Here is a 23,131-nt window from a genome sequence, read left to right as displayed (position 1 = left end):
CGACGTATGGAAATTGACGCATGACGAGATGCGTGACTTGTGTGATGGCGAAGTCGGCGTCGCGATCCACACGATATCGATCGACCCAGGAATGAGCGGGTGGATTACCGACAAACGCAGCTACTTGCCACCAGTGAAACCCGGCGGCGTGATGCGCGCATTCGGGGTGGGTGAAGTAACCGAAAGCAAGTCGGACCAGTTCGATGTCGGAGAATGGGTGACGGGCTTTACTGGGGTGCAGACGCACGGCGTCTATCGGGCGAAGAACCTGCGCAAGATCGACACTTCGCTCGCGCCATCCAACAAGTTCCTAAGCGGACTGGGGATGACAGGATACACTGGCTACTTCGGCATGAGTGACTTGGGGCGGCCTAAAGAGGGCGAAACCGTCGTCGTCTCTGCTGCATCGGGCGCGGTAGGTTCGATTGCAGCGCAGGTCGCCAAGGGAGCCGGGGCGCGGGTCGTCGGCATCGCTGGCGGGCCGAAGAAATGCGCATACCTGCTCGACGAACTCGGGCTTGATAAGGCGATCGATTACAAGGCCGGTAATGTCGGCGAAGCTCTGGCGCAGGCATGTCCGGACGAGATCGACCTCTATTTCGACAATGTCGGGGGCGAGACGCTTGAAGCCGTACTCGGCCTTATGAAATATCGCGGGCGTATCGTCGTTTGTGGTGGCATCTCGCAATATGGCGATTTTGCCGGGGCACGTGGTCCGGCCAATTTCATGTCTGTCGTGACGCACAGCCTGACGATCCGCGGCTACACCATGCGCGATTACATGCACCGCGTGCCTGAAGCACTCGAATGGTTGGTGCCTGCCTGGAAGGATGGGCGTCTGAAGATGCGCGAACACGTGGTCGAGGGCATCGAGAACTTTCCCGATGCATACGAGATGATCTTCCGCGGTGAGAACCACGGCAAATTGTTGCTGAAGGTAGGCGACACGCGATGAACCGGTTGCGCACCCCTGACGCGTGTTTCGAGAATCTTGCCGATTTTCCCTTTGCGGCGAACTATGTCGACGTCTCGGATCATGAGGGTGGCAGCTTACGCCTCGCCTTTGTCGACGAAGGCCCAATGGATGGGCCGCCAGTGGTCATGATCCACGGCAATCCGACCTGGTCCTTTATGTGGCGAAAGCTGATCCCGATATTGGCCGCCAACGGATACCGCGCCATCGCGATCGATCTCATTGGGATGGGCCGTTCGGACAAGCCCACACAGATGAGCGACTACACGATTGCCCGCCACGTAGCCTGGGTGAGGGAGGCGCTGTTTGAAAAGCTGCAACTCACCGACGCTCATTTCATCCTGCACGATTGGGGAGGGATAATCGGCCTTCGTGCGATTGCCGATCATCAGGATCGCGCCCGAAGCGTGATTATGTCGAATACGGGTTTTCCTGTGCGGAATCCTGAAGAGCCGATCGCAAAGATGGCTCGTAAGGGCGCGGCGATGTTGCGCCGCTTTCAACTCTACATCCGGCTCCGGAAGAACTGGCAACATTGGAAGACTTTGAGCCGCATTACCCTCAAGGACATGCCGGCTGAGGACGTGGCGGGCTTCGCAGCGCCATATCCTGATAGGCGCTACCTCGTCGGCAACAGGCAATTCACGCAGATGCTGCCGACGCGCAATGATAACCCGATGCTGGTTGAGAACTGGCATGCGCTACAGAAACTCAAGAGATTCGAAAAGCCATTCCAGGCGATCTATTCGGACAAGGATCAGGTTTCTCCCAAAGGGTTTCACAGCGTCCGCCCGGCAATCCCGGGCACGCGCGACTACGAACCGATCATCCTGAAAGGCGGCTCGCATTTCCTCCTCGAGGACGTGCCCGAAGCCTACGCGCGCGAGGTAATCGCCTTTCTCGAAAACATCAAAGGAGGCTGAGATGGCCATGAAGACCGAGCTTTGGGTCGCCCGCGACGACCTTCGGCGCACGAAGATTGTCGAAAGCGAGCAACAACCCCTCGAAGTTGGCCAGATCCGTGTCGCCATCGAGAAGATGGGACTGACCGCGAACAACGTCAGCTACGCTGTCTCGGGGGAAGCAATCGGATACTGGAAGTATTTTCCGGCCGAGGGCGAGTGGGGCAAGGTCCCCGGGTGGGCCATGGCAGACGTGGTGGAATCGCGTAGCAACGCTATTGCCGAAGGTGAGCGGCTCTATGGCTTCTTTCCGATGGCAAGTGAGGTCATCCTGAAACCCGGTCATGTGGCGGACGATTTCTTTATGGATGTGAGCGAGCACCGGGCAGAGCTGCCTGCGCTCTACAATCAGTATCGGCGGACGAAAGGCGAGCCGGAGGCTCTTCAAAAACTTGAAGACGAACGTTGCCTGCTGTTTCCTCTCTTCGTCACCTCCTTCGTTCTCTACGACTATCTGATCGATAACCAATTCTTTGGGGCACAGCAGATCATCATCGGTTCGATCTCCTCGAAAACCGGTTTCGGCCTGGCGCATCTTCTCAAAAATGATCCGAATGTGACTCACAAGGTCGTCGGCCTGACATCATCCGGCAATGTGCCCTTCGTCGAGAGCCTGAACTGTTGCGACCAGATTGTGACTTATGGCTCCGAAGACGCGATCGATGCGAGCCTTCCGGCCGCGTGGATTGATATGTCGGGCGATGGGCCGCTCACCGGCAAGCTCCACCATTTGCTCCGCGAGAACATGGTCGAGAGTTGCGTTGTAGGCGCCACCCACTGGGAGGCCGAGCGCAAACGGGACAAGGATCTGCCCGGTGCCAAGCCCAAATTCTTCTTCGCCCCCGGCCACATTGCCAAGCGCGATGCCGAATGGGGTCACGGTGAGATCTGGCGTCGCGGATCTGAGGCAGGCGCAGCGATTGCCAGGTCGATCTCGGACCAGATCGCGGTTGAAGCCATCTCAGGTTCAGGCGATGTCGCTAGAATCTGGTGCGATATGCTCGACAATAAGGTTTCGCCCAGCCGTGGGATCATGATTTCGCTTTGATATTCCAGCTACGCAGGAGAGTTCCTGATGAAAATCTCTAGAATTGTTGCTGCTTCCGCCCTGCTCGTTGCCGCGCCAACAATAGCAAATGAGAAAGCGGACGATCGGGCCAAGGCGCGGGAGAATTTCCAGCAGGCGGATGCTGATAGCAATCGCAAACTGACACGAGCAGAATTTCGAAACTTCATAAATGCCAATGCCGATGATGACATCGGGCGCGCTGCTATGGTGCGCCGGTTCGGGGCCTATGAGAAGGCCTTCGAGCGACTGGATGCGAACAAGGATGGTGAGATCAATGCGCAGGAGCTTGCCGCGGCAAGACGAGAATAAGCCACGGGCTTGAAGAAGTCGCTGAGCTTCGCTGGCATCAATTTTTAAGCTTGTCCGGTCGACTAAATGTGATTGTCGCGACATCTTGGTCGACCGAATAGAGCAGATGGCAGTCCGTTATTACTGGAGTTCGCCCCAGACTTCCTGATTGTCACGCCGCTCCATTCTGCGGTTGATCCGCAGGTCCAGAAGGCTTTCAAGCGCGGTACTTTCAAAACGCGCGCGGATCGTAGACCGGTCATTTTCCGATTGGCGATCAAACGCATCCTTCAGCCTTTGCAGCAGGTAGAACCGGTACGGGATGACAACCGTTTCGATCTCCTCCCCGCGCCACTGGAACGGCGCCAGCCCCATGCCACTCTTCATCGATTTGTTTTTAGTCGGCGATCCAGTCTCGATTTCGGGATGACGCTCAAGCCAGCTGTTTGCGCGTTCGACATGCGCCGTGATCTCGGGAAGGTAGTCGTCGGCGATGAAACGCATGAGCTGGAGCAAGGATACGGGTAGGCTGTCACCATCGAAGAGTTTGCCTTGCGCCTTGGCGACTGCCTCATCGACGAAGGTCTCCGCCATGTTCATCCGCTCGACCCAGCGAAACACGTTGGGAGCGCTTGTTTGCATCAGCCTCAGCGGCACCGGATCGCGGGCAAGGTGAGCGTACATCGCTCCGATCAAGCCGTAGTCGGCGATAGTTGCATGGCTTCCGAGCATGAATGAGTGGTGGCGTAAGTGCTGTTCCATCAGGACAAGGAACTGCGCGTAGCTCTCTTCCACCAATTTCTGCGTGTCGGGCGTAACCCCGAACACCACAGCAGCTTGCCTCATGCGCCCGCTGGCATGGAGGAAAGCGGCATCCTCTGCATCTTTTTGCAGACCCGAGGGGAGGACGTCGCGGAATGTCTCCCGCAAGAAGGGCAGGTTCACTTCATCGAAATTCCAGCGGTAGTGCATAGCGGGACGCAGAAGGCCGTGTGAACCAAACAGCTCGAACGCATGGGCGATCAGCAGCAGCACCGGGTCCGCAGGATAGATCGGATGCTTGCTGAACCCGGCCCCATCCAAGTGATCGATAATGTCTGCGCCGTCCTGAACGATCGAGCCTTCGGGGGTTTTGATCACGGGTATGATCCAGCGACCGATCTGCGGGACGATCTCGCCTGTGAACTCCTCGCTGCCTGCTTTCACCTCTGTGAAGGGGACGGCATTGGTGCGCATGTAGGAGCGGGCTCGCGCCGTGTAGAGCGATCCGGCCATTCCATAGAGCGTGTAGGTCAAGTTTCAGTCTCTTCTGGCTATTGCCAATCTTGCATGTTATGGCACTAATAGTGCAAATAGATTGCTTCAGTCAATGAGTGACTTTGGCTAAACATCGCGATGGACCTTGGAAATGACTCAGAACCCCACCAGCGTCTTGCAGGCGGATGATCCCGCGCTGTTCAAAGCGCTCATCAAGCGACCCAAAGTCGCGTGGCCCACCATCATGCTTCTGCTTGGCGCGTATGCTATCTTCGGCATTTCGACCTTCGCCTATGTCGAGGAAGCGTTGCCTCTGCTCTGGACAATCCTATTCAACGCGGGCGCTTCGTACATTGCCTTCACCGTCGCTCACGAAGCGACCCACAGCGCTGTGAGCTCGAACCAGAAGGTGAACGATTGGGCGGGGCGGGCCGGGATGTTGCTGCTCGAACCGGGGCCATTCTTCGTGCTGTTTCGCTTCATCCATATGCAGCACCACAAGTTCACGAACGATCACGAAAAGGATCCGGATACCTATTGTGGACGCGGTGTGGCATGGCTTCTGCCACTCCGATGGCTGACCATCGATTTCGTCTATTTCAGCAATTATCTGAAACCGGAAGTTTTCCGCAAAAGACCAAAGAGGGAGAAGGTCGAATTTGCCCTGTCGCTGGTCTTTGCGATTGGAGTCGTCACAGTGATGACGCTGCTTGGGTGGCTGGAACTGTACCTGCTACTGTTCTTCCTTCCGACACGGCTCGCCAAGCTATTCATCGTGTTCGTGTTCGATTTCCTTCCTCACCACCCACATAAGGTCAGTGCGAAGGAAGACCGCTATCGGTGCACGTCAAACCGGGTGGGCATGGAGTGGCTACTGACGCCTGCGTTGCTCTCGCAGAACTACCATCTCGTCCACCATCTTTACCCGACCGTGCCATTCTATCGGTACCTCAAGATCTGGAATGCGCGGAGGACCTATCACGCGTCGAAGAACCCGGCGATCGTCGGTGCGTTCTCGCTGGGCTCAAGAAAATGATGGAAGAGCATCGCGTCCACTCAGGCGACGAAAACGGCAAGACCGACGCTCCGGAAGTCGACTGACTTCCAACATCATCGATCCTCATGAGAGGGGCGCTGTCCCGACCGGACAGCGCCCCTTCCTGCTATCAAACGAGGGGATAAAATGGAGCGGGGCTGGGGACGTACTCTGTCCCGCGCAACCTGTGGTTGCGCTCCTGAGGGTGCGGTGTTTTTGGTTCGGGACCCCGCATGCACTCCCGAGCGGCTGCGGGTCGGATCGGCGCGAACCTGCGGAACCGACAGATCCCGGTTCCTGGCTTCACACGCGCTTCTTTGCCGCCGCCTCTTCGGGGGTGCAGCCCTTGTCTGGTTGAGGCAGTTTTTTGCCCTCGACGGGACAACCTTTGCGGCAGGACTGGTTGCTCACGCTCCAATGATGCACAGGGCAAATGCTTCCCGAGATTAGTCAGCCCAGAACACTGGCACCACCCTCACACATTGGAACTTGACAGGCACACCGGACGCAGCGACGCCGCCGAGAATTCTTGTTAATTATCATGACTTTGGATGTCAATTTCGGGGTGTGCATCTTCTAACTTGAACGTGATTTACGAATTGGATTCGCAAGTCACTTGCAAGTCAGAGACAACCAGGCTGTTGAAATAGCTGCCAAACTTTTCATTTTCCTACAAGCAGGCCGCGACTTACATTGGTCGTCGCCTTTCGCAGGAGTGAACCAGGTTCCTTTTCAATATGGAGCTTGGAATTATGAAGAGAGATCATTGCTTACAGACTTACGTTACCGCTCAAGTTGACGACTGGATAAAGGCCCAAGCGCGCGAGCGCGGGGTCAGCTCCAGCATCGTGGTTGCCGATTGCATTCACGATGCATGGATGCGCGATATGGAGGCAGACTTAAGAACGCCTGCCACCGATCCGATGCGTCAGAACATCTTCATCACGGTCGCGCTGGATGCGTTGCTCACATACCATCCCGAAACCGATCTGCGCGAGCGAGTGGTCGATGCTTACCACCGTAGGCTCGTTCGCCTCGGCCTCGTTGCATCCCGTCCAGAGGGAGGCGATCATGGCGAATGAGATCGAGCAGCTGTCGATGCCGTTTCTTGCCGACGCAGATCATGGGTGCTCCCAGAGGCCCAAGATCGAACGGTTCCTGAGGCTTCGAGAGGTCCTGCATCGGACAGGCCTGGGCAGGTCCACGGTCTACCGCTGGATGGATGAAGGCCGGTTTCCGAAGTCGGTTCGCCTGGGCGGTCGCTCGGTCGCGTGGATTGAGCATAAGATCGACGATTGGTTGATGAGCCGGAGCAAGTGATGGGGCTCCGGCTCAGCGTTCTCGCAGCTCAGTCTGTCTTCACTACTTGCTGCAGAAGGCAGCCCAATCGCGCATCAGTTCGCGTCGCTTATCGAGGTAGTTGGTGCGTCGATAAGCGGCCTCGACCTTGTTCGCCACAGTGTGCGCAAGCGCAGCTTCTGCGACCTCGCCCAGGTAACTGGTTTGCTCGGCAGCCCAATCGCGGAAGGAGGAGCGGAAGCCGTGCACGGTAAAGGGTATCTTGGCGTAGCGAAGGATCTTGAGGAGCGTCATGTCGGACATCGGGCGCAAGACATTGCGACCGGGAAAGATCAGGTCGCTGCACTCGGCATAGAACGGGCGGGTGCGCTGCAAGACATCGATCGCGGCATCGGTCAGAGGAACCACGTGCTCCTTTCCAACCTTCATGCGCTCGGCCGGAATGGTCCAGAGCCTGTTTCTGAGGTCGACCTCGGACCATTTTGCGCCCCGCACTTCGCCCGAACGGGAAGCACATAGGACAAGAAATTCGAGAGCGAGGCGGGCAACGCTCGTGCGCTTCTGAAGGTGCACGATGAAATCTGGAACGCTTTCGTAGGGCATCGCAGCGAAGTGTCTGTCCTGTTTGGGCTGGCGCGGAAGCGCGCGACCCAGCGAGCGCATGGGTGCCTCGGTTTCGCGCATGCCATTGGCGTAGGCCCAGTCCAGAACAACACCGATGCGTTGCTTCACGCGGCGGGCGGTTTCGGGTTTGTCCAGCCAGATGGGAAGCAGGCATTCGCGGATCACAGGGCCTTCGATATCATTGACCAGGCGATCGCCGAGCGTTGGAAAAGCGTATTTCTCTAAAGTCGTGATCCACTGGTTCTGGTGCTTGCCATTCTTCCAGCTCGCCTTCTGTTCTCGGTGCACGGTGCGCGCTGCATTGGCAAAGGTCGGCACCACGACCTCTTGCTTCCTGCGCTCCGCGATCGGATCGATTCCACGCTGAATATCGCGGCGCATATCGAATGCGTTTTCGCGCGCCTCCTTCAAGGTAATGAGCGAAAGTGACCCGAGCCCGATATCGCGACGCCTGCCTTTGATTGTGCTGCGGAGTACCCAGTAGCCCTTGTTCGGGGCAGTCAGGACAAGCGCCAAACCGTCGCCATCTCCGTAACGTCCTGGTTCCTTGAGATTTCGAATCTGCAGTGCGGTGAGCTTTCCCATATCCATCCTTTCCGTTCCGCTCCCACATCTGCTCCCACAATTCTTCGTAGAATTAGCGGGAAGATGTAGAACATAATAAGAACATGAGAATCCAGCGCAAGCCCGAAAAACCGCAGAATTCTGCGACTTTCAGGGACTTTCTAGGATATCAGGGGATTGTATAGGTGGCGGAGACGGAGGGATTCGAACCCTCGATACCCGTTACCAGGTATGGCTCCTTAGCAGGGAGCTGGTTTCAGCCACTCACCCACGTCTCCGCTGACGCAATCTGGCTGCGAGGGGCGCGCTATAGCCATGGCCCTGCATGCGGACAAGGGGCGAATTGCACCGAAAGTGCAGTCTTTTCGCCCTGGCAGGCCAGACTCGATTCGCCGCGTTTTCGATTCGGTTCATCGCCGTTTCATTGCCGCGCCGCTCAAAGAGGATTCTTCTCGTCGCGCAGTTGTCTGCGCATGGGCCGCCGACACGGAGGGATCGATGATCAAAACCACACGCATTTTGCCGCGCTTCGGCCTGGTCATGGCCGCTTTCGGCCTCGCCGCCAGCCCGCTTGCCGCGCAGGTCGAGACGATCGACCCCAACAGCGCCATTGATGGCGACCTGGTCGAAGAGCCGGGTGACCAGCCGGTCTATGGCGAGCCGGCTGCCGAAGCCGTCGACGACGCGACCACCTACACGCCCGAGCCCGATGCCGCGGCACCGGCCGATGCCTATCCCGAACAGCCGCAGTGGTCGGAACAGGCCGCCGAAGAAGCGGCGCGCGAGGGCACGGAAACCGCTGCGCTCGACGATTCGAGCACCTACCGCGAAGATGACCTGATCGGCGCGGCCGAGGGCGTCTTCGGCAAGGGCGCGGAAGGCGTCGCCAAGATGATCCGCGGTCTGCTGGCCAAGCAGGGCGAACCCAACGGCTATATCGTCGGACGCGAAGCGGGCGGTGCCTTCATCGTGGGCGCACGCTACGGCTCGGGCACGCTCTACCACAAGATCGAGGGCGAACGCCCGGTTTACTGGACCGGCCCGTCGATCGGCTTCGACGCCGGGGCCAATGCGGGCAGCACCTTCGTGCTCGTCTACAACCTCTACGACAGCGAAGAGCTTTACGAGCGCTATCCCTCGGGTGAGGGCCAGGCCTATGTGATCGGCGGCCTCACCGCCAGTTACCTGCGCAAGGGCGACGTCGTGCTGATCCCCATCCGCATGGGCGCGGGCCTGCGCCTCGGCATCAACGCCGGCTACATGAAGTTTTCGAAGAAGCAGCGCTGGCTGCCGTTCTAACTCGATAGGAGCCCTTCGGGTCGCCCAACAACAAATCCGGATGGCTCCGGGGCCGCAGCAGGATTTCCTGTTGCGGCCCCATCCATATCGGGCAATGAGGCGCGCATGCTTGACCAACTTGAAGCCCAGGCCCCCGATGCGCTGCTCGCGCTCATCAAGATGCACGCCGAAGACCCGCGCCAGGACAAGATCGATCTTGGTGTCGGTGTCTACCGGACCAATGACGGAGCAACGCCCGTCTTCCGTTCGATCAAGGCCGCAGAGCAGCGGCTGGTCGATACGCAGGATTCCAAAAGCTATCTCGGCCCTGAAGGCGACACCGGCTTCGTTGACGCGCTGAAGCCCTATATCTTCGGCAAGGACGCCACGATGGGCGGCCGCGTGGAAGGCATGCAGACCCCGGGCGGTACCGGTGCGGTGCGCCTTGCCGTCGCGCTGGCGAAGTCCGCTGGCGTGAAACGCATCCACCTCGGCGTACCGAGCTGGCCCAACCACGCGCAGATCCTGCAGGACGTCGGCGTTGAAACCAGCACCTTCCATCACGCGAAAGCCGATGGAACAGCCGATATCGACGCGGTGCTGGATGCTATCGCCAATGCGGCGGAGACCGATTCCATCCTGCTTCACGGCTGCTGCCACAACCCCACCGGGGTGGACTACAGCGCCGAGGACTGGGCGCGGATCGCCGACGCGCTGGTCGCGAAGGGCATGCTGCCGATCCTCGACATCGCCTATCACGGGCTCGGCAACGGGCTGGACGAGGACGTCGCGGGCATTCGCACCGTGCTCGCCAAGGTGCCCGAAGCGCTGGTGGCCTATAGCTGCGACAAGAACTTCGGCCTCTACCGCGACCGCGTGGGCGCTTTTTACATGATCGCGAAGGACGCATCCGACCTGCCGGCGATCACCTCCAACGCCAACGCGCTGGCACGCGCCAACTGGTCGATGCCGCCCGATCATGGCGGCGCAGCGGTGCGCACCGTGCTGCGCGACGAAGGCCTGACCAAGCAGTGGCTCGACGAGCTGGGCGAGATGCGCGCACGTATGCGCCGTGTGCGCGAACGGCTGGCGGCGGCAGATAACGAGGTGCCGGGCCTCAACCTTGCTGCCCTCGGCGAGCAGAACGGCCTTTTCGCCATCCTTCCGCTGAGCCGTGAGCAGATCACCAAGCTGCGCGAAGACCACGGGATCTACATGGCGGGCTCGGGCCGCATCAACGTGGCGGGCCTGCACGAAGGCAACACGCCCAAGTTCATCGCGGCCCTGGCCGACGTCACGGCGGGCTGAATGGATCGCCAGCCGACCCTCGAGACCGAGCGGCTGGTCATCCGCCCGATTGCCGAAGAGGACCGCGAGCCGCTCTACGCGATCGCTTCCGACCCCGCGGTGTGGGAACAGCACCCAATCCACGACCGCTGGCGGCGCGAGGTGTTCGATGCCTTCTTCGACGAAGCGCTGGCCTGTGGCGGCGGATTTGCCGTGACCGACAAGGAAAGCGGCGCAATCCTGGGTTCGACCCGGTTCGACAAATACGATCCGGACGAAGGCGGCGTGGTCGAAATCGGCTGGACCTTCCTCAGCCCCCGCTGCTGGGGCAAGGGCATCAACCCCGAAATGAAGCGCGCCATGCTGGCTTACGCCTTCGAAAACGTGGCGCTGGTCGAGTTCCGTGTGGGCGACACCAATTACCGTTCGCGCAACGCGCTCGAAGCGATCGGGGCGGTGCGCTCGGATCGCTACGAACTCGAAAAATACCAGGGGAAGCGGGTGGTTCACCTGGTCTACGAGATCCCTCGCGAGAGCTTTGCCGAGGGGCCATTGGCCTAACCGGCGAAATTCACCCCTTTCCAAGCCGCGGCAAACTGCTAATGAGAATACTTCTCAACAAGAGGGATTCTCCTACATGCGTAAAAGCGTACTCGCCGCCGCCCTTTCGGGCACGATGCTGACCCTGGCCGCCTGTTCGGGCGGTGCGGAGGAAGCCACCGAGACCACCGAAGCGGCTGCCGACGCCGGCGCTGAAACTGAGGAAGCTACCGCCGAAGCCGGTGTGCTCGACGCCAGCACCGCCACGGCCGAACAGCTCGCTGCCGTCGAAGGCGTGAGCGAAGAGCTCGCCGCCGCCATCGTCGCTGGCCAGCCCTATGCGAGCGTCACCGACCTCAACGCGAAGCTGCTGGAAACGCTGGGCGCTGAAGACGCGGCTGCGGTCCTCGTCAACGTCTTCGTCCCGGTCAACCTCAACACCGCGACCAAGGACGAACTCAAGCTGATCCCCGGCATGACCGAGAAGATGGAGCATGAGTTTGAGGAATACCGTCCCTATGAGGACATGAGCGAATTCGACCGCGAGATCGGCAAGTATGTCGACGAAGCCGAAGTCGCCCGGTTCAAGAACTACGTCACTCTCTGACGCCGCTGCAAAGCGACCCTGACGATCTCGATCGCGGCCAAAATTCCCACATGGATCCAGGCCGTGGTCGGATCGAAGGCCGACCAGACCCAGTGCAGGAAGGTCAGGATCGCGGCCGGATAGACGAGGCGGTGCAGCCGCTTCCAAGCCCGCTTTAGGCGACGCACCGAGACATCGTTCGACGTGAGCGCGAGCGGCAGGAACAGGGCGAAGGCGAGCCAGCCCACGAGGATGTAGGGCGTCGCCATTTCCGAGATAATGAGATCGGGCGAGGCCTTGCGCCAGAGGTAGGCAGCCGTGTGCCCGGCCGCGTAGGCGAAGCTGGCCACGCCGATGTCGCGCCGGCGGCGCAGCAGCCAGGCGGTCCAGCGCGCGCGCCGGAACAGCAGGCGCAGCGGTGTCACCGCGAGCGAGGCCATCAGCAGCCACCCGGCCCACAGGCCGGTATCGCCAATCGCATGACCATAGCCGTAGCTATCGGGTGTGAGCAGCCAGCTGCCCGCGATCCACAGCCCGGGCAGGGCAAGGACCAGCCACAGGAACGGGCGCGAATTGGCCGCGAGGCTCAGCACCGGCGCGGGCTTATTTGGCCAGCGCCTGCATGCGCTTCAGGTAGCGCGCGAGCACATCGATCTCGAGATTGACCGCATCGCCTTCGGACAGGTCGCCCAGCGTGGTGACCTCGCCCGTGTGCGGGATGATGTTGAGGGCAAATCGCACGTCGCCATTGGCCTCGTCCTCGACTTCGTTGACGGTCAGCGACACGCCATCGACGGTGATCGAGCCCTTCTCGGCGACATAGGGCGCAATGTCCTCGCCCGCGAGGATCTCGAGCCGGGTCGAGCCGCCGATATCCTCTGCCAGCGCGATCCGCCCGATGGCGTCGACATGGCCGGTGACAAGGTGGCCGCCCAGTTCATCGCCCAGCTTCAGCGCGGGTTCGAGGTTCAGCCGGCGTCCGGCGCGCCACTGGTCCTGCGCGGTGCGGCTGACGGTTTCGCCCGACACGTCGAACGCCACCCAGGCATCGCCATTCTCGCCGCCTTTTTCGACCACGGTCAGGCACACGCCCGAGCAGGCGATGGAGGCGCCGATATCGATTCCCGACGGGTCCCACGGGCAGGAGACGACGACGCGCAAGTCGCCCTTGTCCTCGATCTTCGTGATAGTGCCGATGGCGGTGACGATACCGGTGAACATGCTGGCTCCTGATTAGCGGGTGCGGCTGTAGGCGTCGAAGCGGTCGCTGCCAAGCTGGCGGTGTTCGACCGGCTTCCAGCGCCCATGCGCCTCGCTCAGCGTCTCGAGGCCGAGGTCGCCGACCGCGCCGCGCCCTCCGCCAATGACGATCGGCGCGCGGTAGAGTTCGAGCCGGTCGACGAGGTCTGCGGCCAGGAAACTGGCGGCGATGTTCGCGCCCGCTTCAACGTAGAGATACTGCGCTTCCAGCCCGGCGATCTGGTCGGGCGTGTTGATGACCTTGACCCCGTCCGGCGCCACGCCGCGGGTGAGGACGACACGTTGCGGGCTACGGTCTTCGAGCCCGGGTAGCCGCACATCGAGGCTCGGCTTGTCCGCGCGCCAGGTGCCGCCGCCGACAAGGATGGCGTCGGCCTGCGCGCGGCGCGAATGGACATGCGCGCGCGCCTCGGCTCCGGTGATCCACTGGCTCTCGCCGCTCGCCATGGCGATGCAGCCATCCAGCGAAAGCGCGATCTTCATGGTCACATGGGGCCGCTGGTGGCGGGCGCGGGCGAGATAGCCGGCAAGGCTTTCCTCGCAGGCGGCGGAAGGGAGGTGCTCGGCCGTGATGCCGGCCTGGCGCAAGCGGGCGAGGCCCTTGCCCGAGGTGCGCGGATCGGGATCGACGACGCCGGCCACCACGCGGGCAACACCGGCTTCGACAAGACGTTCGCTGCACGAGGGGCCGCGCGGCGACTGGTGGGCGCATGGCTCCAGCGTCACATAGGCGGTGGCGCCGCGCGCCTTGTCTCCGGCGTGATCGATAGCGGCGGCCTCGGCATGCGGGCGCCCGCCTGCTGCCGTCCACCCGTGCCCGACCACGATGCCGTCCTTGACGAGTACGCAGCCGACGCCCGGGTTGGGATAGCTCGCGGGCCGCGCGCGCGCTGCGATGCGCGCCGCGGATTCGAGCCAGCGGGCGTCACTCGCCTGCGCTGTCACCCGTCGAACCTGCCTGGTAGAGTTCGCGCCGCTGCGCTTCGGCTTCGGCTGCCTCGCGCTCACGCTCGATAGCCGCTTCGCGTTCCATCGCGTCGACGTCGAGCCCAGTGGCCCGGCCGAGCGCCTTGTAAGCCTCGATCTTGCGCTCTTCGAGCTCGGCGCGTTCGGCCGCGCGCGCTTCCTTGCGGGCCTGGTTTTCGAGGTTGGTGCGGCGGATTTCTTCGTCCGTCCGGTCGGCGGCGAAGGTCGAGATATACGTCACTTCGGGCGCATCGGGCGGGCGGAAATGCGATTCCTGCGAGAGCATGGCGAGCCCGACCATCGGAATGGCAAAGGAAACCGCCAGCAGCGGCCAACGATAGGGTCGCGGCTCGCGGACATAATCCCACAGATCGGCGAACCCGGCCTTGGCGTTGAAACGGGAAGTAAAGCGCATGGGTACGAAGATAGGGACTTTCTATGAACCGCGCCAGTATCGGCTAGCCGAAGGCGGCGTAAAGCTCGCGCCCGTGCTGGCTGAGCCAGCGGTTGGCCTGATCGATATCGTCTTCGTAGAGCCGGTCCAGCAACGCATGGAATGCGGGCGAATGGTCGAAATGGACGAGGTGGGCGACCTCATGAGCGACCACCGACCGGCGCACCGTGTCGGGCGCCTGCACCAGCCGCCAGTTGAGGCGCAGGACGCCCTCGGACGAGCAGCTGCCCCAGCGGCGCCGGGCACGGGTGAGCTTGACCTTGGCGCAGGCAAGTTCACCGCGCGCGCAATAATCAGAAGCGTCCTGCGCAAAGAGGCGCAGGGCCTCGCTCTCGAGCCAGCGCTGGAGGCGCTTGGACAGGGTATCCTGCGGCCCGCCAATGGTCAGCGATTCCTTGTCCAGCACCGCGCGGCGCGGCGCGTCTTCGCGCCAGGCGAGGGCGATGTCCTTGCCGCGATAGCGCAGCGTGCCTTCGCGTGCAGGATCGCGCGGCGGCGGCACTTTGGCGAGCTGCGCGGCCAGCCAGGATTGCCGGGCGTGCGCAAAGGCGATCGCTTCGGCGCTGCGGCACCAGTGGGGCAGGGTGATGCGCACCTCGCTGCCATCGGGCGCCATGCGCAGGGTCAGGCGCTTGGCGCGGCGGTTTCGGCGCAGGGCAATGGGAATTGCGCGCCCGTCCAGCTCGATCACCGGCTCCAGCGCTTCGCGGCGGAGCCAGTCGATCACGCGCTTGCCTCCTCGTCCTCGAACCCGTCGTCGCCCCAGTCGACGACATGGTGCTCGAGCGGCCCGGCCTCGTTCTCGCTGATCACCCGGCCGGCCACCGATACGCCCGCCCGGATCACCCCTTCGCGGTCGCCCGTCAGCAGGTAATGCCAGCGCGGCAGTGGCTGGTTGTTGGCGCGGCGGCGATAGGCGCAGGTCGGCGGGAGCCAGGTCACATCGTCGACGATCCGCAGCGTCAGGCGCAGGCAATCGGGCACGAAGGCCTTGCGGTGCTTGTAATCGGTGCAGCGCGCGGTCTGGGTGTCGAGCAGCTTGCACGCCACATTGGTGTGCTCGATCTCGCCCGTTTCCTCATATTCGACCTTGTGCAGGCAGCAGCGCCCGCACCCGTCGCACAGCGCTTCCCATTCTTCGGTCGAAAGGTCGGCCAGGGGCCGTTCCCAGAAACGCTCTCTCAGCGAACCCATTTTTCCAGCTCTGCGGCAACGGCCTGCGGACCTTCGTCGGTCGGCAGCATGGCGAGAGGTTCACCTTCCGGGCCGAACAGGTAGGTGATGTTGGTGTGCCCGACGAGATAGCCGCCGTTCTCGGTCTTCTCTCCGATCGAATAGACCACGGCGAAGGCATCGGTCACCGCGTCGATCTCTTCCTTGGTTCCGCTCATGCCGATGAGGCGCGGGTGGAAGCTGTCGGTGAACTCGGTGAGGACTTCGGGCGTGTCGCGTTCGGGATCGACGCTGACGAACAGCGGCTGGACCTTGGCGCCGAGGTCCGGATGGCTTTCCTCGAACAGCTTCAGGCCTGCCATGGCGCGCTGCGTGTCGACCGGGCAGACATCGGGGCAGAAGGCGTAGCCGAAGTAGATCGTGCGGTACTGCCCGCCAAAATCGGTCCAGCTGACCGGCGTGTTGTCCTCTCTCGTCAGGGTGAAATCGCCGCCAATGGCCGCGCCGGCAAGGGGCGGTTCGGGCGGCGGTGCGTTCTCGCAGGACGCGAGTAGCAAGAGGGCGACGATAAGGGGGGCGCGGCGATGCAGCATGGTGTCCTTGTTCATGGTCTGCTAACCGCCCATCTTCAAGGGCGAGTCAGCCATTCAATTGCGGATAATAGGGGCTTTCACAAAGTGAGGCGTTTCGCGAAATCCATTCTTCTCGCTGCTGTCGCAGGATCGCTGGTGGCCGGCCCGGTGCATGCGCAAGGCCAGCGCGACGGCTACAAGTTCCTCGAAGCGGTCAAGAAGCGCGAAGGCACCGAGGTGACCCAGTTCCTGCAGGAACCGGGCAGCGTGCTCGTCAACACGCGCGACATCACCAGCGGCGAGACGGCGCTGCACATCGTGACCGAACGGCGCGACCCGGTGTGGCTGCGCTTCCTGCTGTCGAAGGGCGCCAACCCGAACATCGCTGACAAGAAGGGCACCACGCCGCTCCAGCTCGCTGCGCAGCTCGGCTTCGTCGAAGGCGTCGAAATCCTCGCCGATCGCGGCGCCGCGGTCGATGTGACCAATGCCACCGGCGAAACCCCGCTGATTTCCGCCATCCACACGCGCAACCCGGAAATGGTGCGCATCCTGATTGCCAAGGGCGCGAACGCCGACCGGGCCGATAATTCGGGCCGCACCGCGCGCGACTACGCTTCGCTGATGGGAAGCCGTTCCAACATGCTCGAGGAAATCGAGCGCGCCGAATCCGAACGCGGCGAAACGGCCGACGCCTACGGGCCGAGCTGAGCGTGGACGTCGCCGACCTGACACTCGACGAGCTGCGCCTCGCGCTCGCCCCCGGGATCGCCGATTCCGCCGTGTTCGACGGCTGGGGGCAGGACGCGCTCGACATGGCGGCCGACCAGCTGGGCGCCGACCGCGACGTGGCGCGCCTTGCCTTCAAGGACGATGGCGCGATGGGCATGATCTGCGCCTGGATTGAGACCATCGACCGCCAGATGGCGCTGGACCTGCCGGCCGCAAAGCTGGCCGAGATGAAGATCCGCGAGCGCATCCGCAGCCTCGTCCAGTACCGGCTCGATGCCGTGCTGGGGCTGGAAGAAGCGCTGCGCCGTGCGTTGGCGATCATGGCCATGCCGCAAAACGCGCCGCGCGCGCTCAAGACCGGCTGGAACAGCGCCGATGTCATGTGGCGGCTCGCTGGGGATACGGCGACGGATTACAACCACTACACCAAGCGCGCGATCCTCGCCTCGATCTACGGCGCGACTCTGGCCGTGTTCGTCGAGGACGAAAGCGAGGACAAGGCGGACACGAAGGCCTTTCTCGACCGGCGTATCGACGGGGTGATGCAGTTCGAGAAGGTGAAGGCCAAATGGCTCAACCCCGACCGCGAACGTTTCAGCGTGTCGCGCTTTCTCGGCCGCCTGCGCTACCCGGCGCGGTAGATCGATCGTATTCGTATTCGGATTGCGGTCAGCGCGGATTGCTGACCACATGCGCGCTGCACGAAGCCTGCCGCGATGGCGAGCAGGCGGGGGAGGGATACGATGAGATTGGCAGGACTGTTTGCAGCCTTTGGCCTATTGGCGGGCTGTACGAACGCGCCGCCTGACGGCTGGAACTACACCGTCTACTACCTAGGCGGGCAATCGAACATGGACGGCTTTGGTCTCGTCAGCGAGCTTCCCGAGGGGCTCGAAGAGAAGGTCGCCCAGGTGCCGATCTTTCACGGCAGCCCCGCTTCGGACGGAGAGGACGGTGGCGGGCAGGGCATCTGGCAACCGCTGAAGGGCGGCCATGGCAGCGGTTATGACCTCGAGGGGCAGGAAAACCGGTATTCCGACAAATTCGGGCCCGAGATCGCCTTTGCCGCCCGGCTGATAGAAGCCAATCCCGACCAGAAGATTGCCATCGTGAAATACTCGCTCGGAGGGACCGCGCTCGTGCATGGAGCCTCGGGCTATGGCTCCTGGGATCCCGCTTTCAGCGAAGGCAACCGCCGCAACCAGTACGACAACGCGCTGACAACCATCGATGGGGCGCTGCAGCGCCAGGATATCGATGGCGATGGCGCGCCCGACACTCTGGTGCCCGGCGGGATCGTGTGGATGCAGGGTGAATCCGACGCGGCGCATACCGAAGAGACGGCCACCAGCTACCGCGCGAATCTGGCCCGCATAATGGGGTATCTTCGCGCCGCCTTGCGTACGGACGGGCTTCCGGTGGTGATCGGCAAGATCAAGGATTCGGGCGATACGCCGGGCACCCGCGTGATGGCGTATTCCCCGCTCGTCCAGGAGCAGCAGGCCGAGTTTGTCGCTGCCGACCCGTGCGCGGCGCTGGTCACCGTGACCGAGCAGTTCAACGAGATGCCGGACAAGTGGCACTATGTGACGGCGGACTATCTTACGCTTGGCGAAGCCTTCGCCGATGCCATGTTGAGCCTGCGCAAACGTTGCTGAACTCACGCGCTTATTGATAATCAGTTGCAACAAGCGCGCGCATCGGGCAGGGGCGCCTGCATGACGCTCGACGGGTTCGAACACGAGAAGGCCGCGCGCATTGTCGCGGTGGACTGGTCCGCCTTGGCGGAGGATGAAGGCAAGCGCCTCAAGGCGCTCGGCGTTGATGAGGGGGCGGAAGTCGCTGTCATTCATCGCGGCGTGTTCGGCACGCGCGACCCGCTGGCCATCCGCATCGGCCGCATGACCATTGCCCTGCGCCGCGCGCACGCGCTTGCGATCGAGGTGGAGCCCGCATGAGCCGCGACGATCCCTTGAAGACCCGCAAGGCTGCGCTGGTCGGCAATCCCAACGCCGGCAAGTCGGCGCTGTTCAACGCTCTGACCGGCGCGCGCCAGAAGATCGCCAACTATCCCGGTGTCACGGTTGAACGGAAAGCCGGACGCCTGGCGCTGCCCGGTGGCGACTCGGTTGAGCTGATCGACCTTCCCGGCTCCTACAGTTTCGACGCCGCGAGCCCGGACGAGGAAGTGACCCGCAAGCTCGTCCATGGGGAGTTCGAGGGCGAAAGCGCGCCCGATGTCCTGATCCTCGTTCTCGACGCTGCGAACCTCGAACAGCATCTGGTGTTTGCGCAGGAAGTGCTCGAACTCGGCCGCCCCACGGTGGTGGCGCTCAACATGGTCGATTTGGCCGAGCGCGACGGGCTGACGCTCGATCCCAAGGCGTTGTCCGAGGCGCTGGGTGTTCCGGTGGTCCCGACCGTGGCCGTGCGCCGCAAGGGCCTGCCCGACTTGGCGGCCGCGATCGCGGAGGCGGAAACACACGCCGATGAGGAAGCCCACAAGCGCTGGCACCTTACGTTGCCGGAACGCCGCCTGTCGGCGAAGCACATGGCCAAGGCCGCGATCCTCTCGACCTCGACCCGCCACACGATAGAAAACGGTGTCGACCGCATCCTGCTGAACCCCTGGATCGGACCGGTCATCCTGTTCGGCCTGCTGTTCGTGATCTTCCAGGCGGTGTTCGCCTGGGCCACGCCTTTCGCCGATGCGCTCGAAGGCGGTGTGGGTGCGATTTCGGGCCTGGTGACGGACAGCATGGCGCCGGGCTTCGTCCGCGATTTCCTGACCGAGGGCGTGCTTGCAGGCGTCGGCTCGGTGGTCGTCTTCCTGCCGCAGATCATCATCCTGTTCTTTTTCATCCTGGTGATGGAGGCGAGCGGATACATGGCGCGCGCGGCCTTCCTGATGGACCGCATGATGGCGAGCGTGGGCCTCTCGGGCAAAAGCTTCATCCCTCTGCTCTCCAGCTTCGCCTGCGCCATTCCCGGCATCATGGCGACGCGCAGCATTCCCGACCCCAAGGACCGTCTGACCACGATCCTGATCGCGCCGCTGATGACTTGCTCGGCCCGCCTGCCGGTCTATGCGGTGATTATCGCTGCCGTCATTCCCGAGACCACGGTCGGTCCGGGCGTGGGCCTGCAAGGCCTGGTCCTCTTTGCGCTTTATGTCGCGGGCATCGTCGGAGCGATGGTGGTGGCACTGGTTTTGCGGAACTCGGTCGCCAAGGGCGCGGCGAGCGGCTTCATCATGGAAATGCCGCGCTACCAGCTGCCGCGCATCAAGGATCTTGCCATCGGCCTGTGGCAGCGCGCCTGGGTGTTCCTGCGCCGCGCCGGTACGATCATCTTCGTGGTCACCATCGCCCTGTGGCTGATGCTGAGCTTCCCCAAGGCGGAAGAGGGCGAGAGCCAGATGGACGCAAGCGTTGCCGGCATGGTCGCCGATACGCTGCACCCGGTGCTCGAACCAATCGGCTTCAACCGCGAGATGAGCCTCGCGCTGGTGCCCGCCATGGCGGCGCGCGAGGTGGCGGTCTCCGCGCTTGCGACGACCTACGCCGTGGACGCGGAAGACGAAGACCTCGCTGCAGCCGGCGTGACCGATCGCATTGCCGAGCTGTGGAGCCTGCCGACCGCGCTCGCCTTCCTCGCCTGGTTCGTCTTCGCCCCGCAATGCATCTCGACCATCGCGGTCGCGCGGCGCGAGACCAACGGCTGGAAGTGGCCCGCCTTCATGGTCGGATATCTCTTCGCGCTGGCCTACGTCTTTGCCGGGCTGACCTTCTGGATCGCGACGGCGGCGGGGCTTTAGCGCCCCGTTCCCTCCGCTTCGGTGGAAACTCGCGCGTAGCCCTAGAAGCGACTCGCGCCCTTCGTTAGGCCCGTTGCCTACAGTTTACGAAGGGACGATTCGATGGCCGGTAGCCTCAACAAAGTCATGCTGATCGGAAACCTGGGCGCAGACCCGGAAATCCGCAGCTTCCAGAACGGCGGACGCGTGGCGAACCTGCGCCTCGCGACAACCGAAACCTGGAAGGACCGCAACACCGGCGAGCGCCAGGAGCGCACCGAATGGCACACGGTCGCGATCTTCTCCGAAGGTCTGGTCGGCGTTGTCGAACGCTTCCTGCGCAAGGGCAGCAAGGTCTACATCGAAGGCCAGCTCCAGACCCGGAAGTGGCAGGACCAGTCGGGCAACGACCGCTATTCGACCGAGGTCGTGATCCGCGGCCTGAACGGCACACTGACGATGCTCGACGGCGCGCAGGGTGGCGGCAACCGCGGCGGAGGCGGCGGTGGTGGCGGCTACGGCAGCGGTGGGGGCGGCGGCTCCTACGGCGGAGGTTCGTCGGGCGGCGACAGCGGCGGCGGCTGGAACCAGGGCGGCGGCGGATCGTCGGGCGGCGGTTCGGGTGGTGGCTCGAACTACGACGACCTCGACGACGATATTCCGTTTTGATCGCTGGCGCTGAATGGCGCGCAATCTCATCATCTATCTTGTGATAGCGGCGGCCTTCTTCCTTCTGGGGTGGAAGGCCGCTTGGTTTATGGCGCAGGACAGTTGCCTTGACGCAGGTGGCCGCTGGGGTGGCTGGGAGTGCGAAGGCATCGCGCCGACTGGCTAGCCCTCGTCAGTTTCTCTTGAGCGCCGCCTATTCAACCGAACAAGTTTTCGCCCCTCTCGCGTCTTGGACCGCTACTCCAAGCATTCCCATTGGGATGGCAACGAGGGCTAGATAGAACAGGAATTGTGGACCCGAGGGGATGTAGTTGGCGCCAGCAGCCGCTATTTCAGCCACCACCGACGCCACGAGCACCAACAACAGGCATCCGGAGCAGGCTGCGAGGATAAGGGATTTGACCCGTCTCTTGAGCAGAACGGCGGCGAGCGAAAGAAGGCTCAGAGCCATTGTCACCAAGGACGAAACTTCCCACCAGTTAAAGTGCTCTGGGCAACGGAATTCCTTCAGGCCCAAGAAGAGTAGAAGCGCACAAAGGCTACCGTAGAGAAACTGAGCAAGAAATCGAAACATCGCAGTGCCAAAGGTACTGTGGATGGCGAAGATATTCCACCTTACTCCTTTCGCTAGTCGCTCCTCCCCTTCAGCGCCGCCAGCGCCTCGGCCAGCGGGCCGCTCGGCGTCTGTTCTTCGTCACTGACGATCCCCGCCTTCTTGCGCGCTTCGTCGGCGCCTTCGCCTTCGCGGTAGGGGTCGATGGCGAGAGCGAGGGTCTGGGCGATCGCTTCGCCGAGGTCGAAGGCATCGCCCTCGTATCCGATCTCGTCGAGGTCCTCGCTGTCGAGTTCGATCTCCTCGTCCGGCGCGTATTCGGCCACCGATCCGGCGGGCACAAAGCGCAGGGCAAGGGGCTCCTCGACGTCGTAGGTCAGTCCCTCGCCGGTGATCGCGCAGGGCTGGGCGAGCGTCGCGGTCAGCGTGCCGTTCACCAGCACAGTCTCGTCCTTGGTGGCGAAATCGACTCTCGCGCTTAGCGCAGGGACACCGGTGATGCCGAAGCGTTCGGCAAGCGCGGCGCGTTCGGCCTCGCTCGCCTCGATGACCAGCGGTTCGGCCGGCAGTGCGCGCGGCTTCACCAGGCGGGAGAGTTCGGGCGCGCTCATTCGGCAAAGGTCCCGGCGCGCAGTTGGTCGATGGTCGTCCGCTCAAGCCGCGCGTGCAGCGCCGCCATGCGCTGGACCAGCGCTTCGGCCTCGTCGGGCTGTGCCATGGTGACGTTGCGGCGCACCGCGTCGACCAGCACCTTGGGATCGGTCCGCAGCCCTTCGCGATAGGCGCCGATGCGCCCGTTCAGGCTTTCCATCAGCGCGTTGATCTTCTTGCCCACGGTGGGATCGCCAATGCCGGCTTCGCGCATCTGGCCTTCCATGTCCTCGACGAAGAGTTCGGTCAGGCGCGCGGTGCTTGCTTCCATGCCGCCTTCGTCTTCGAGGCGCAGCATGACGAGGGTCAGCACCAGTGTGATCATGTCGTAGCGCCCTTCGACGGAATCGGCGACGCCGCACATGCGATACCAGTCGGGATCGCGCGCTTCGGCGACTGTGCGGTGCCATAGCTGGCGCCATTCCTCGCGTGGGTCGGTCTGCGTTCCGAAAAGGCGAGCGAAAAAGGACATTCAAGGCTCCGTTCAGCGGCAATACAGGCCGCGATCCCCAAGCGCTTCCCATTGCCGAGTTGCATGGGCC

28 protein-coding genes and 1 tRNA gene are annotated in these 23,131 nt (G+C 62.6%); 17 read left to right on the top strand and 12 right to left on the bottom strand.

Annotation, left to right across the window (positions count from 1 at the left end; translation table 11 throughout):
* Window positions 1-13 precede the first annotated feature (13 nt).
* The 4 genes from KUV82_RS12485 to KUV82_RS12470 are packed head-to-tail and all read left to right on the top strand — an operon-like array spanning window position 14 to window position 3,313.
* Window positions 14-955, top strand: coding sequence for an NADP-dependent oxidoreductase (locus tag KUV82_RS12485; RefSeq protein ID WP_258319755.1), 942 nt, complete (start codon window positions 14-16; stop codon window positions 953-955).
* Window positions 952-1,896, top strand: a complete 945-nt coding sequence (locus tag KUV82_RS12480) for a haloalkane dehalogenase (RefSeq protein ID WP_219954575.1) — start codon at window positions 952-954, stop codon at window positions 1,894-1,896. The genes KUV82_RS12485 and KUV82_RS12480 overlap by 4 nt, the downstream gene beginning before the upstream one ends.
* Window position 1,897: 1 nt before the next feature.
* Window positions 1,898-2,983 carry a DUF2855 family protein gene (locus tag KUV82_RS12475; protein ID WP_219954574.1) on the top strand — a complete coding sequence of 362 codons (1,086 nt, stop codon included), beginning with the start codon at window positions 1,898-1,900 and terminating at the stop codon, window positions 2,981-2,983.
* Between the two features lie 27 nt (window positions 2,984-3,010).
* The gene (locus KUV82_RS12470) at window positions 3,011-3,313 is read left to right on the top strand and encodes an EF-hand domain-containing protein (RefSeq protein ID WP_219954573.1); all 303 of its coding nucleotides are present in this window, start codon (window positions 3,011-3,013) and stop codon (window positions 3,311-3,313) included.
* 120 nt (window positions 3,314-3,433) lie between these two features.
* Here the strand turns inward: KUV82_RS12470 and KUV82_RS12465 are convergent, their stop codons facing one another.
* Window positions 3,434-4,588, bottom strand: a complete 1,155-nt coding sequence (locus tag KUV82_RS12465; RefSeq protein WP_219954572.1) for a glutathione S-transferase N-terminal domain-containing protein — start codon at window positions 4,586-4,588, stop codon at window positions 3,434-3,436.
* Window positions 4,589-4,700: 112 nt separating this feature from the next.
* Here KUV82_RS12465 and KUV82_RS12460 point away from each other — a divergent pair, with 112 nt between their 5' ends.
* From KUV82_RS12460 to KUV82_RS12450, 3 genes are all read left to right on the top strand, one after another.
* Entirely contained in the window at window positions 4,701-5,585 is an 885-nt protein-coding gene (locus KUV82_RS12460; RefSeq protein ID WP_219954571.1) for a fatty acid desaturase, read from the top strand.
* A gap of 752 nt (window positions 5,586-6,337) precedes the next feature.
* Window positions 6,338-6,667: a hypothetical protein gene (locus KUV82_RS12455; RefSeq protein ID WP_219954570.1), complete on the top strand. Its 330-nt coding sequence runs from the start codon at window positions 6,338-6,340 to the stop codon at window positions 6,665-6,667.
* Entirely contained in the window at window positions 6,657-6,905 is a 249-nt protein-coding gene (locus KUV82_RS12450; RefSeq protein WP_258319754.1) for a helix-turn-helix transcriptional regulator, read from the top strand. The genes KUV82_RS12455 and KUV82_RS12450 overlap by 11 nt, the downstream gene beginning before the upstream one ends.
* A gap of 42 nt (window positions 6,906-6,947) precedes the next feature.
* On the opposite strand, the gene KUV82_RS12445 is transcribed toward KUV82_RS12450, so the two are convergent.
* Together KUV82_RS12445 and KUV82_RS12440 are read right to left on the bottom strand one after the other, a co-directional pair.
* Window positions 6,948-8,093 (bottom strand): tyrosine-type recombinase/integrase, encoded by a 1,146-nt coding sequence (locus tag KUV82_RS12445; RefSeq protein ID WP_219954569.1) that lies wholly within the window; start codon window positions 8,091-8,093, stop codon window positions 6,948-6,950.
* 165 nt (window positions 8,094-8,258) lie between these two features.
* A tRNA-Ser gene (locus KUV82_RS12440) sits at window positions 8,259-8,350 on the bottom strand.
* Between the two features lie 220 nt (window positions 8,351-8,570).
* Here KUV82_RS12440 and KUV82_RS12435 point away from each other — a divergent pair.
* From KUV82_RS12435 to KUV82_RS12420, 4 genes are all read left to right on the top strand, one after another.
* On the top strand, window positions 8,571-9,371 hold the full coding sequence (locus tag KUV82_RS12435; RefSeq protein ID WP_219954568.1) for a DUF1134 domain-containing protein: 801 nt from the start codon (window positions 8,571-8,573) through the stop codon (window positions 9,369-9,371).
* Window positions 9,372-9,476: 105 nt separating this feature from the next.
* Window positions 9,477-10,658, top strand: a complete 1,182-nt coding sequence (locus tag KUV82_RS12430; protein ID WP_219954567.1) for an amino acid aminotransferase — start codon at window positions 9,477-9,479, stop codon at window positions 10,656-10,658.
* Window positions 10,659-11,198 carry a GNAT family N-acetyltransferase gene (locus tag KUV82_RS12425; protein WP_219954566.1) on the top strand — a complete coding sequence of 180 codons (540 nt, stop codon included), beginning with the start codon at window positions 10,659-10,661 and terminating at the stop codon, window positions 11,196-11,198.
* A gap of 76 nt (window positions 11,199-11,274) precedes the next feature.
* A complete protein-coding gene (locus KUV82_RS12420) occupies window positions 11,275-11,784 on the top strand; it encodes a helix-hairpin-helix domain-containing protein (RefSeq protein WP_219954565.1) in 510 nt (169 codons plus the stop codon).
* Here the strand turns inward: KUV82_RS12420 and KUV82_RS12415 are convergent.
* From KUV82_RS12415 to KUV82_RS12385, 7 genes are read right to left on the bottom strand one after another with little or no spacing between them, the layout of a single operon-like run.
* On the bottom strand, window positions 11,769-12,356 hold the full coding sequence (locus tag KUV82_RS12415; protein ID WP_258319753.1) for a sulfite oxidase heme-binding subunit YedZ: 588 nt from the start codon (window positions 12,354-12,356) through the stop codon (window positions 11,769-11,771). The two genes, KUV82_RS12420 and KUV82_RS12415, sit on opposite strands and share 16 nt — an antisense overlap.
* Before the next feature lie 10 nt (window positions 12,357-12,366).
* Window positions 12,367-12,984 carry a riboflavin synthase gene (locus KUV82_RS12410; RefSeq protein WP_219954564.1) on the bottom strand — a complete coding sequence of 206 codons (618 nt, stop codon included), beginning with the start codon at window positions 12,982-12,984 and terminating at the stop codon, window positions 12,367-12,369.
* Between the two features lie 12 nt (window positions 12,985-12,996).
* On the bottom strand, window positions 12,997-13,968 hold the full coding sequence (ribD, locus tag KUV82_RS12405; protein WP_219954563.1) for a bifunctional diaminohydroxyphosphoribosylaminopyrimidine deaminase/5-amino-6-(5-phosphoribosylamino)uracil reductase RibD: 972 nt from the start codon (window positions 13,966-13,968) through the stop codon (window positions 12,997-12,999).
* Entirely contained in the window at window positions 13,949-14,404 is a 456-nt protein-coding gene (locus tag KUV82_RS12400) for a hypothetical protein (protein WP_219954562.1), read from the bottom strand. Before KUV82_RS12400 ends, ribD begins: the two co-directional genes overlap by 20 nt.
* Before the next feature lie 43 nt (window positions 14,405-14,447).
* Window positions 14,448-15,170 (bottom strand): M48 family metallopeptidase, encoded by a 723-nt coding sequence (locus tag KUV82_RS12395; protein ID WP_219954561.1) that lies wholly within the window; start codon window positions 15,168-15,170, stop codon window positions 14,448-14,450.
* Complete coding sequence (locus KUV82_RS12390; RefSeq protein WP_219954560.1) at window positions 15,167-15,637, bottom strand: YcgN family cysteine cluster protein; 471 nt, start codon at window positions 15,635-15,637, stop codon at window positions 15,167-15,169. The genes KUV82_RS12395 and KUV82_RS12390 overlap by 4 nt, the downstream gene beginning before the upstream one ends.
* Window positions 15,625-16,224, bottom strand: a complete 600-nt coding sequence (locus tag KUV82_RS12385) for an SCO family protein (protein WP_219954559.1) — start codon at window positions 16,222-16,224, stop codon at window positions 15,625-15,627. Before KUV82_RS12385 ends, KUV82_RS12390 begins: the two co-directional genes overlap by 13 nt.
* Before the next feature lie 69 nt (window positions 16,225-16,293).
* Here KUV82_RS12385 and KUV82_RS12380 point away from each other — a divergent pair, with 69 nt between their 5' ends.
* From KUV82_RS12380 to ssb, 6 genes are all read left to right on the top strand, one after another.
* Complete coding sequence (locus KUV82_RS12380; protein WP_258319752.1) at window positions 16,294-16,899, top strand: ankyrin repeat domain-containing protein; 606 nt, start codon at window positions 16,294-16,296, stop codon at window positions 16,897-16,899.
* Window positions 16,900-16,901: 2 nt separating this feature from the next.
* The gene (locus KUV82_RS12375; RefSeq protein WP_375541214.1) at window positions 16,902-17,561 is read left to right on the top strand and encodes a COQ9 family protein; all 660 of its coding nucleotides are present in this window, start codon (window positions 16,902-16,904) and stop codon (window positions 17,559-17,561) included.
* A gap of 102 nt (window positions 17,562-17,663) precedes the next feature.
* Entirely contained in the window at window positions 17,664-18,578 is a 915-nt protein-coding gene (locus KUV82_RS12370; RefSeq protein WP_219954557.1) for a sialate O-acetylesterase, read from the top strand.
* Window positions 18,579-18,638: 60 nt separating this feature from the next.
* Entirely contained in the window at window positions 18,639-18,878 is a 240-nt protein-coding gene (locus KUV82_RS12365) for a FeoA family protein (protein WP_219954556.1), read from the top strand.
* On the top strand, window positions 18,875-20,737 hold the full coding sequence (gene feoB / locus KUV82_RS12360; RefSeq protein ID WP_219954555.1) for a ferrous iron transporter B: 1,863 nt from the start codon (window positions 18,875-18,877) through the stop codon (window positions 20,735-20,737). The genes KUV82_RS12365 and feoB overlap by 4 nt, the downstream gene beginning before the upstream one ends.
* Before the next feature lie 102 nt (window positions 20,738-20,839).
* Entirely contained in the window at window positions 20,840-21,385 is a 546-nt protein-coding gene (ssb, locus tag KUV82_RS12355; protein ID WP_219954554.1) for a single-stranded DNA-binding protein, read from the top strand.
* Window positions 21,386-22,012: 627 nt separating this feature from the next.
* Here ssb and KUV82_RS12350 read toward each other — a convergent pair.
* Entirely contained in the window at window positions 22,013-22,549 is a 537-nt protein-coding gene (locus KUV82_RS12350; protein ID WP_219954553.1) for a YceD family protein, read from the bottom strand.
* Complete coding sequence (locus KUV82_RS12345; RefSeq protein ID WP_219954552.1) at window positions 22,546-23,061, bottom strand: ubiquinol-cytochrome C chaperone family protein; 516 nt, start codon at window positions 23,059-23,061, stop codon at window positions 22,546-22,548. The genes KUV82_RS12350 and KUV82_RS12345 overlap by 4 nt, the downstream gene beginning before the upstream one ends.
* Window positions 23,062-23,131: the final 70 nt, after the last annotated feature.

This window comes from Qipengyuania flava, from assembly GCF_019448255.1.
GTDB classification, from domain to species: Bacteria; Pseudomonadota; Alphaproteobacteria; order Sphingomonadales; family Sphingomonadaceae; genus Qipengyuania; species Qipengyuania flava_A.
The sequence above is the reverse complement of the archived record's forward strand: the minus strand, read 5'-3'. Positions and strand labels throughout refer to the sequence as shown.

Bases quoted from the DNA above. Each gene is read 5' to 3' on its own strand.
- KUV82_RS12445 (WP_219954569.1), bottom strand. From the start codon at position 8,093: ATGGGAAAGCTCACCGCACTGCAGATTCGAAATCTCAAGGAACCAGGA.
- KUV82_RS12480 (WP_219954575.1), top strand. From the start codon at position 952: ATGAACCGGTTGCGCACCCCTGACGCGTGTTTCGAGAATCTTGCCGAT.
- KUV82_RS12435 (WP_219954568.1), top strand. From the start codon at position 8,571: ATGATCAAAACCACACGCATTTTGCCGCGCTTCGGCCTGGTCATGGCC.
- feoB (WP_219954555.1), top strand. From the start codon at position 18,875: ATGAGCCGCGACGATCCCTTGAAGACCCGCAAGGCTGCGCTGGTCGGC.
- KUV82_RS12425 (WP_219954566.1), top strand. From the start codon at position 10,659: ATGGATCGCCAGCCGACCCTCGAGACCGAGCGGCTGGTCATCCGCCCG.
- KUV82_RS12365 (WP_219954556.1), top strand. From the start codon at position 18,639: ATGACGCTCGACGGGTTCGAACACGAGAAGGCCGCGCGCATTGTCGCG.
- KUV82_RS12460 (WP_219954571.1), top strand. From the start codon at position 4,701: ATGACTCAGAACCCCACCAGCGTCTTGCAGGCGGATGATCCCGCGCTG.
- KUV82_RS12470 (WP_219954573.1), top strand. From the start codon at position 3,011: ATGAAAATCTCTAGAATTGTTGCTGCTTCCGCCCTGCTCGTTGCCGCG.
- KUV82_RS12420 (WP_219954565.1), top strand. From the start codon at position 11,275: ATGCGTAAAAGCGTACTCGCCGCCGCCCTTTCGGGCACGATGCTGACC.
- KUV82_RS12350 (WP_219954553.1), bottom strand. From the start codon at position 22,549: ATGAGCGCGCCCGAACTCTCCCGCCTGGTGAAGCCGCGCGCACTGCCG.
- KUV82_RS12455 (WP_219954570.1), top strand. From the start codon at position 6,338: ATGAAGAGAGATCATTGCTTACAGACTTACGTTACCGCTCAAGTTGAC.
- KUV82_RS12400 (WP_219954562.1), bottom strand. From the start codon at position 14,404: ATGCGCTTTACTTCCCGTTTCAACGCCAAGGCCGGGTTCGCCGATCTG.
- KUV82_RS12410 (WP_219954564.1), bottom strand. From the start codon at position 12,984: ATGTTCACCGGTATCGTCACCGCCATCGGCACTATCACGAAGATCGAG.
- KUV82_RS12475 (WP_219954574.1), top strand. From the start codon at position 1,898: ATGGCCATGAAGACCGAGCTTTGGGTCGCCCGCGACGACCTTCGGCGC.
- KUV82_RS12390 (WP_219954560.1), bottom strand. From the start codon at position 15,637: ATGGGTTCGCTGAGAGAGCGTTTCTGGGAACGGCCCCTGGCCGACCTT.
- KUV82_RS12385 (WP_219954559.1), bottom strand. From the start codon at position 16,224: ATGAACAAGGACACCATGCTGCATCGCCGCGCCCCCCTTATCGTCGCC.
- ssb (WP_219954554.1), top strand. From the start codon at position 20,840: ATGGCCGGTAGCCTCAACAAAGTCATGCTGATCGGAAACCTGGGCGCA.
- KUV82_RS12370 (WP_219954557.1), top strand. From the start codon at position 17,664: ATGAGATTGGCAGGACTGTTTGCAGCCTTTGGCCTATTGGCGGGCTGT.
- KUV82_RS12430 (WP_219954567.1), top strand. From the start codon at position 9,477: ATGCTTGACCAACTTGAAGCCCAGGCCCCCGATGCGCTGCTCGCGCTC.
- KUV82_RS12450 (WP_258319754.1), top strand. From the start codon at position 6,657: ATGGCGAATGAGATCGAGCAGCTGTCGATGCCGTTTCTTGCCGACGCA.
- KUV82_RS12345 (WP_219954552.1), bottom strand. From the start codon at position 23,061: ATGTCCTTTTTCGCTCGCCTTTTCGGAACGCAGACCGACCCACGCGAG.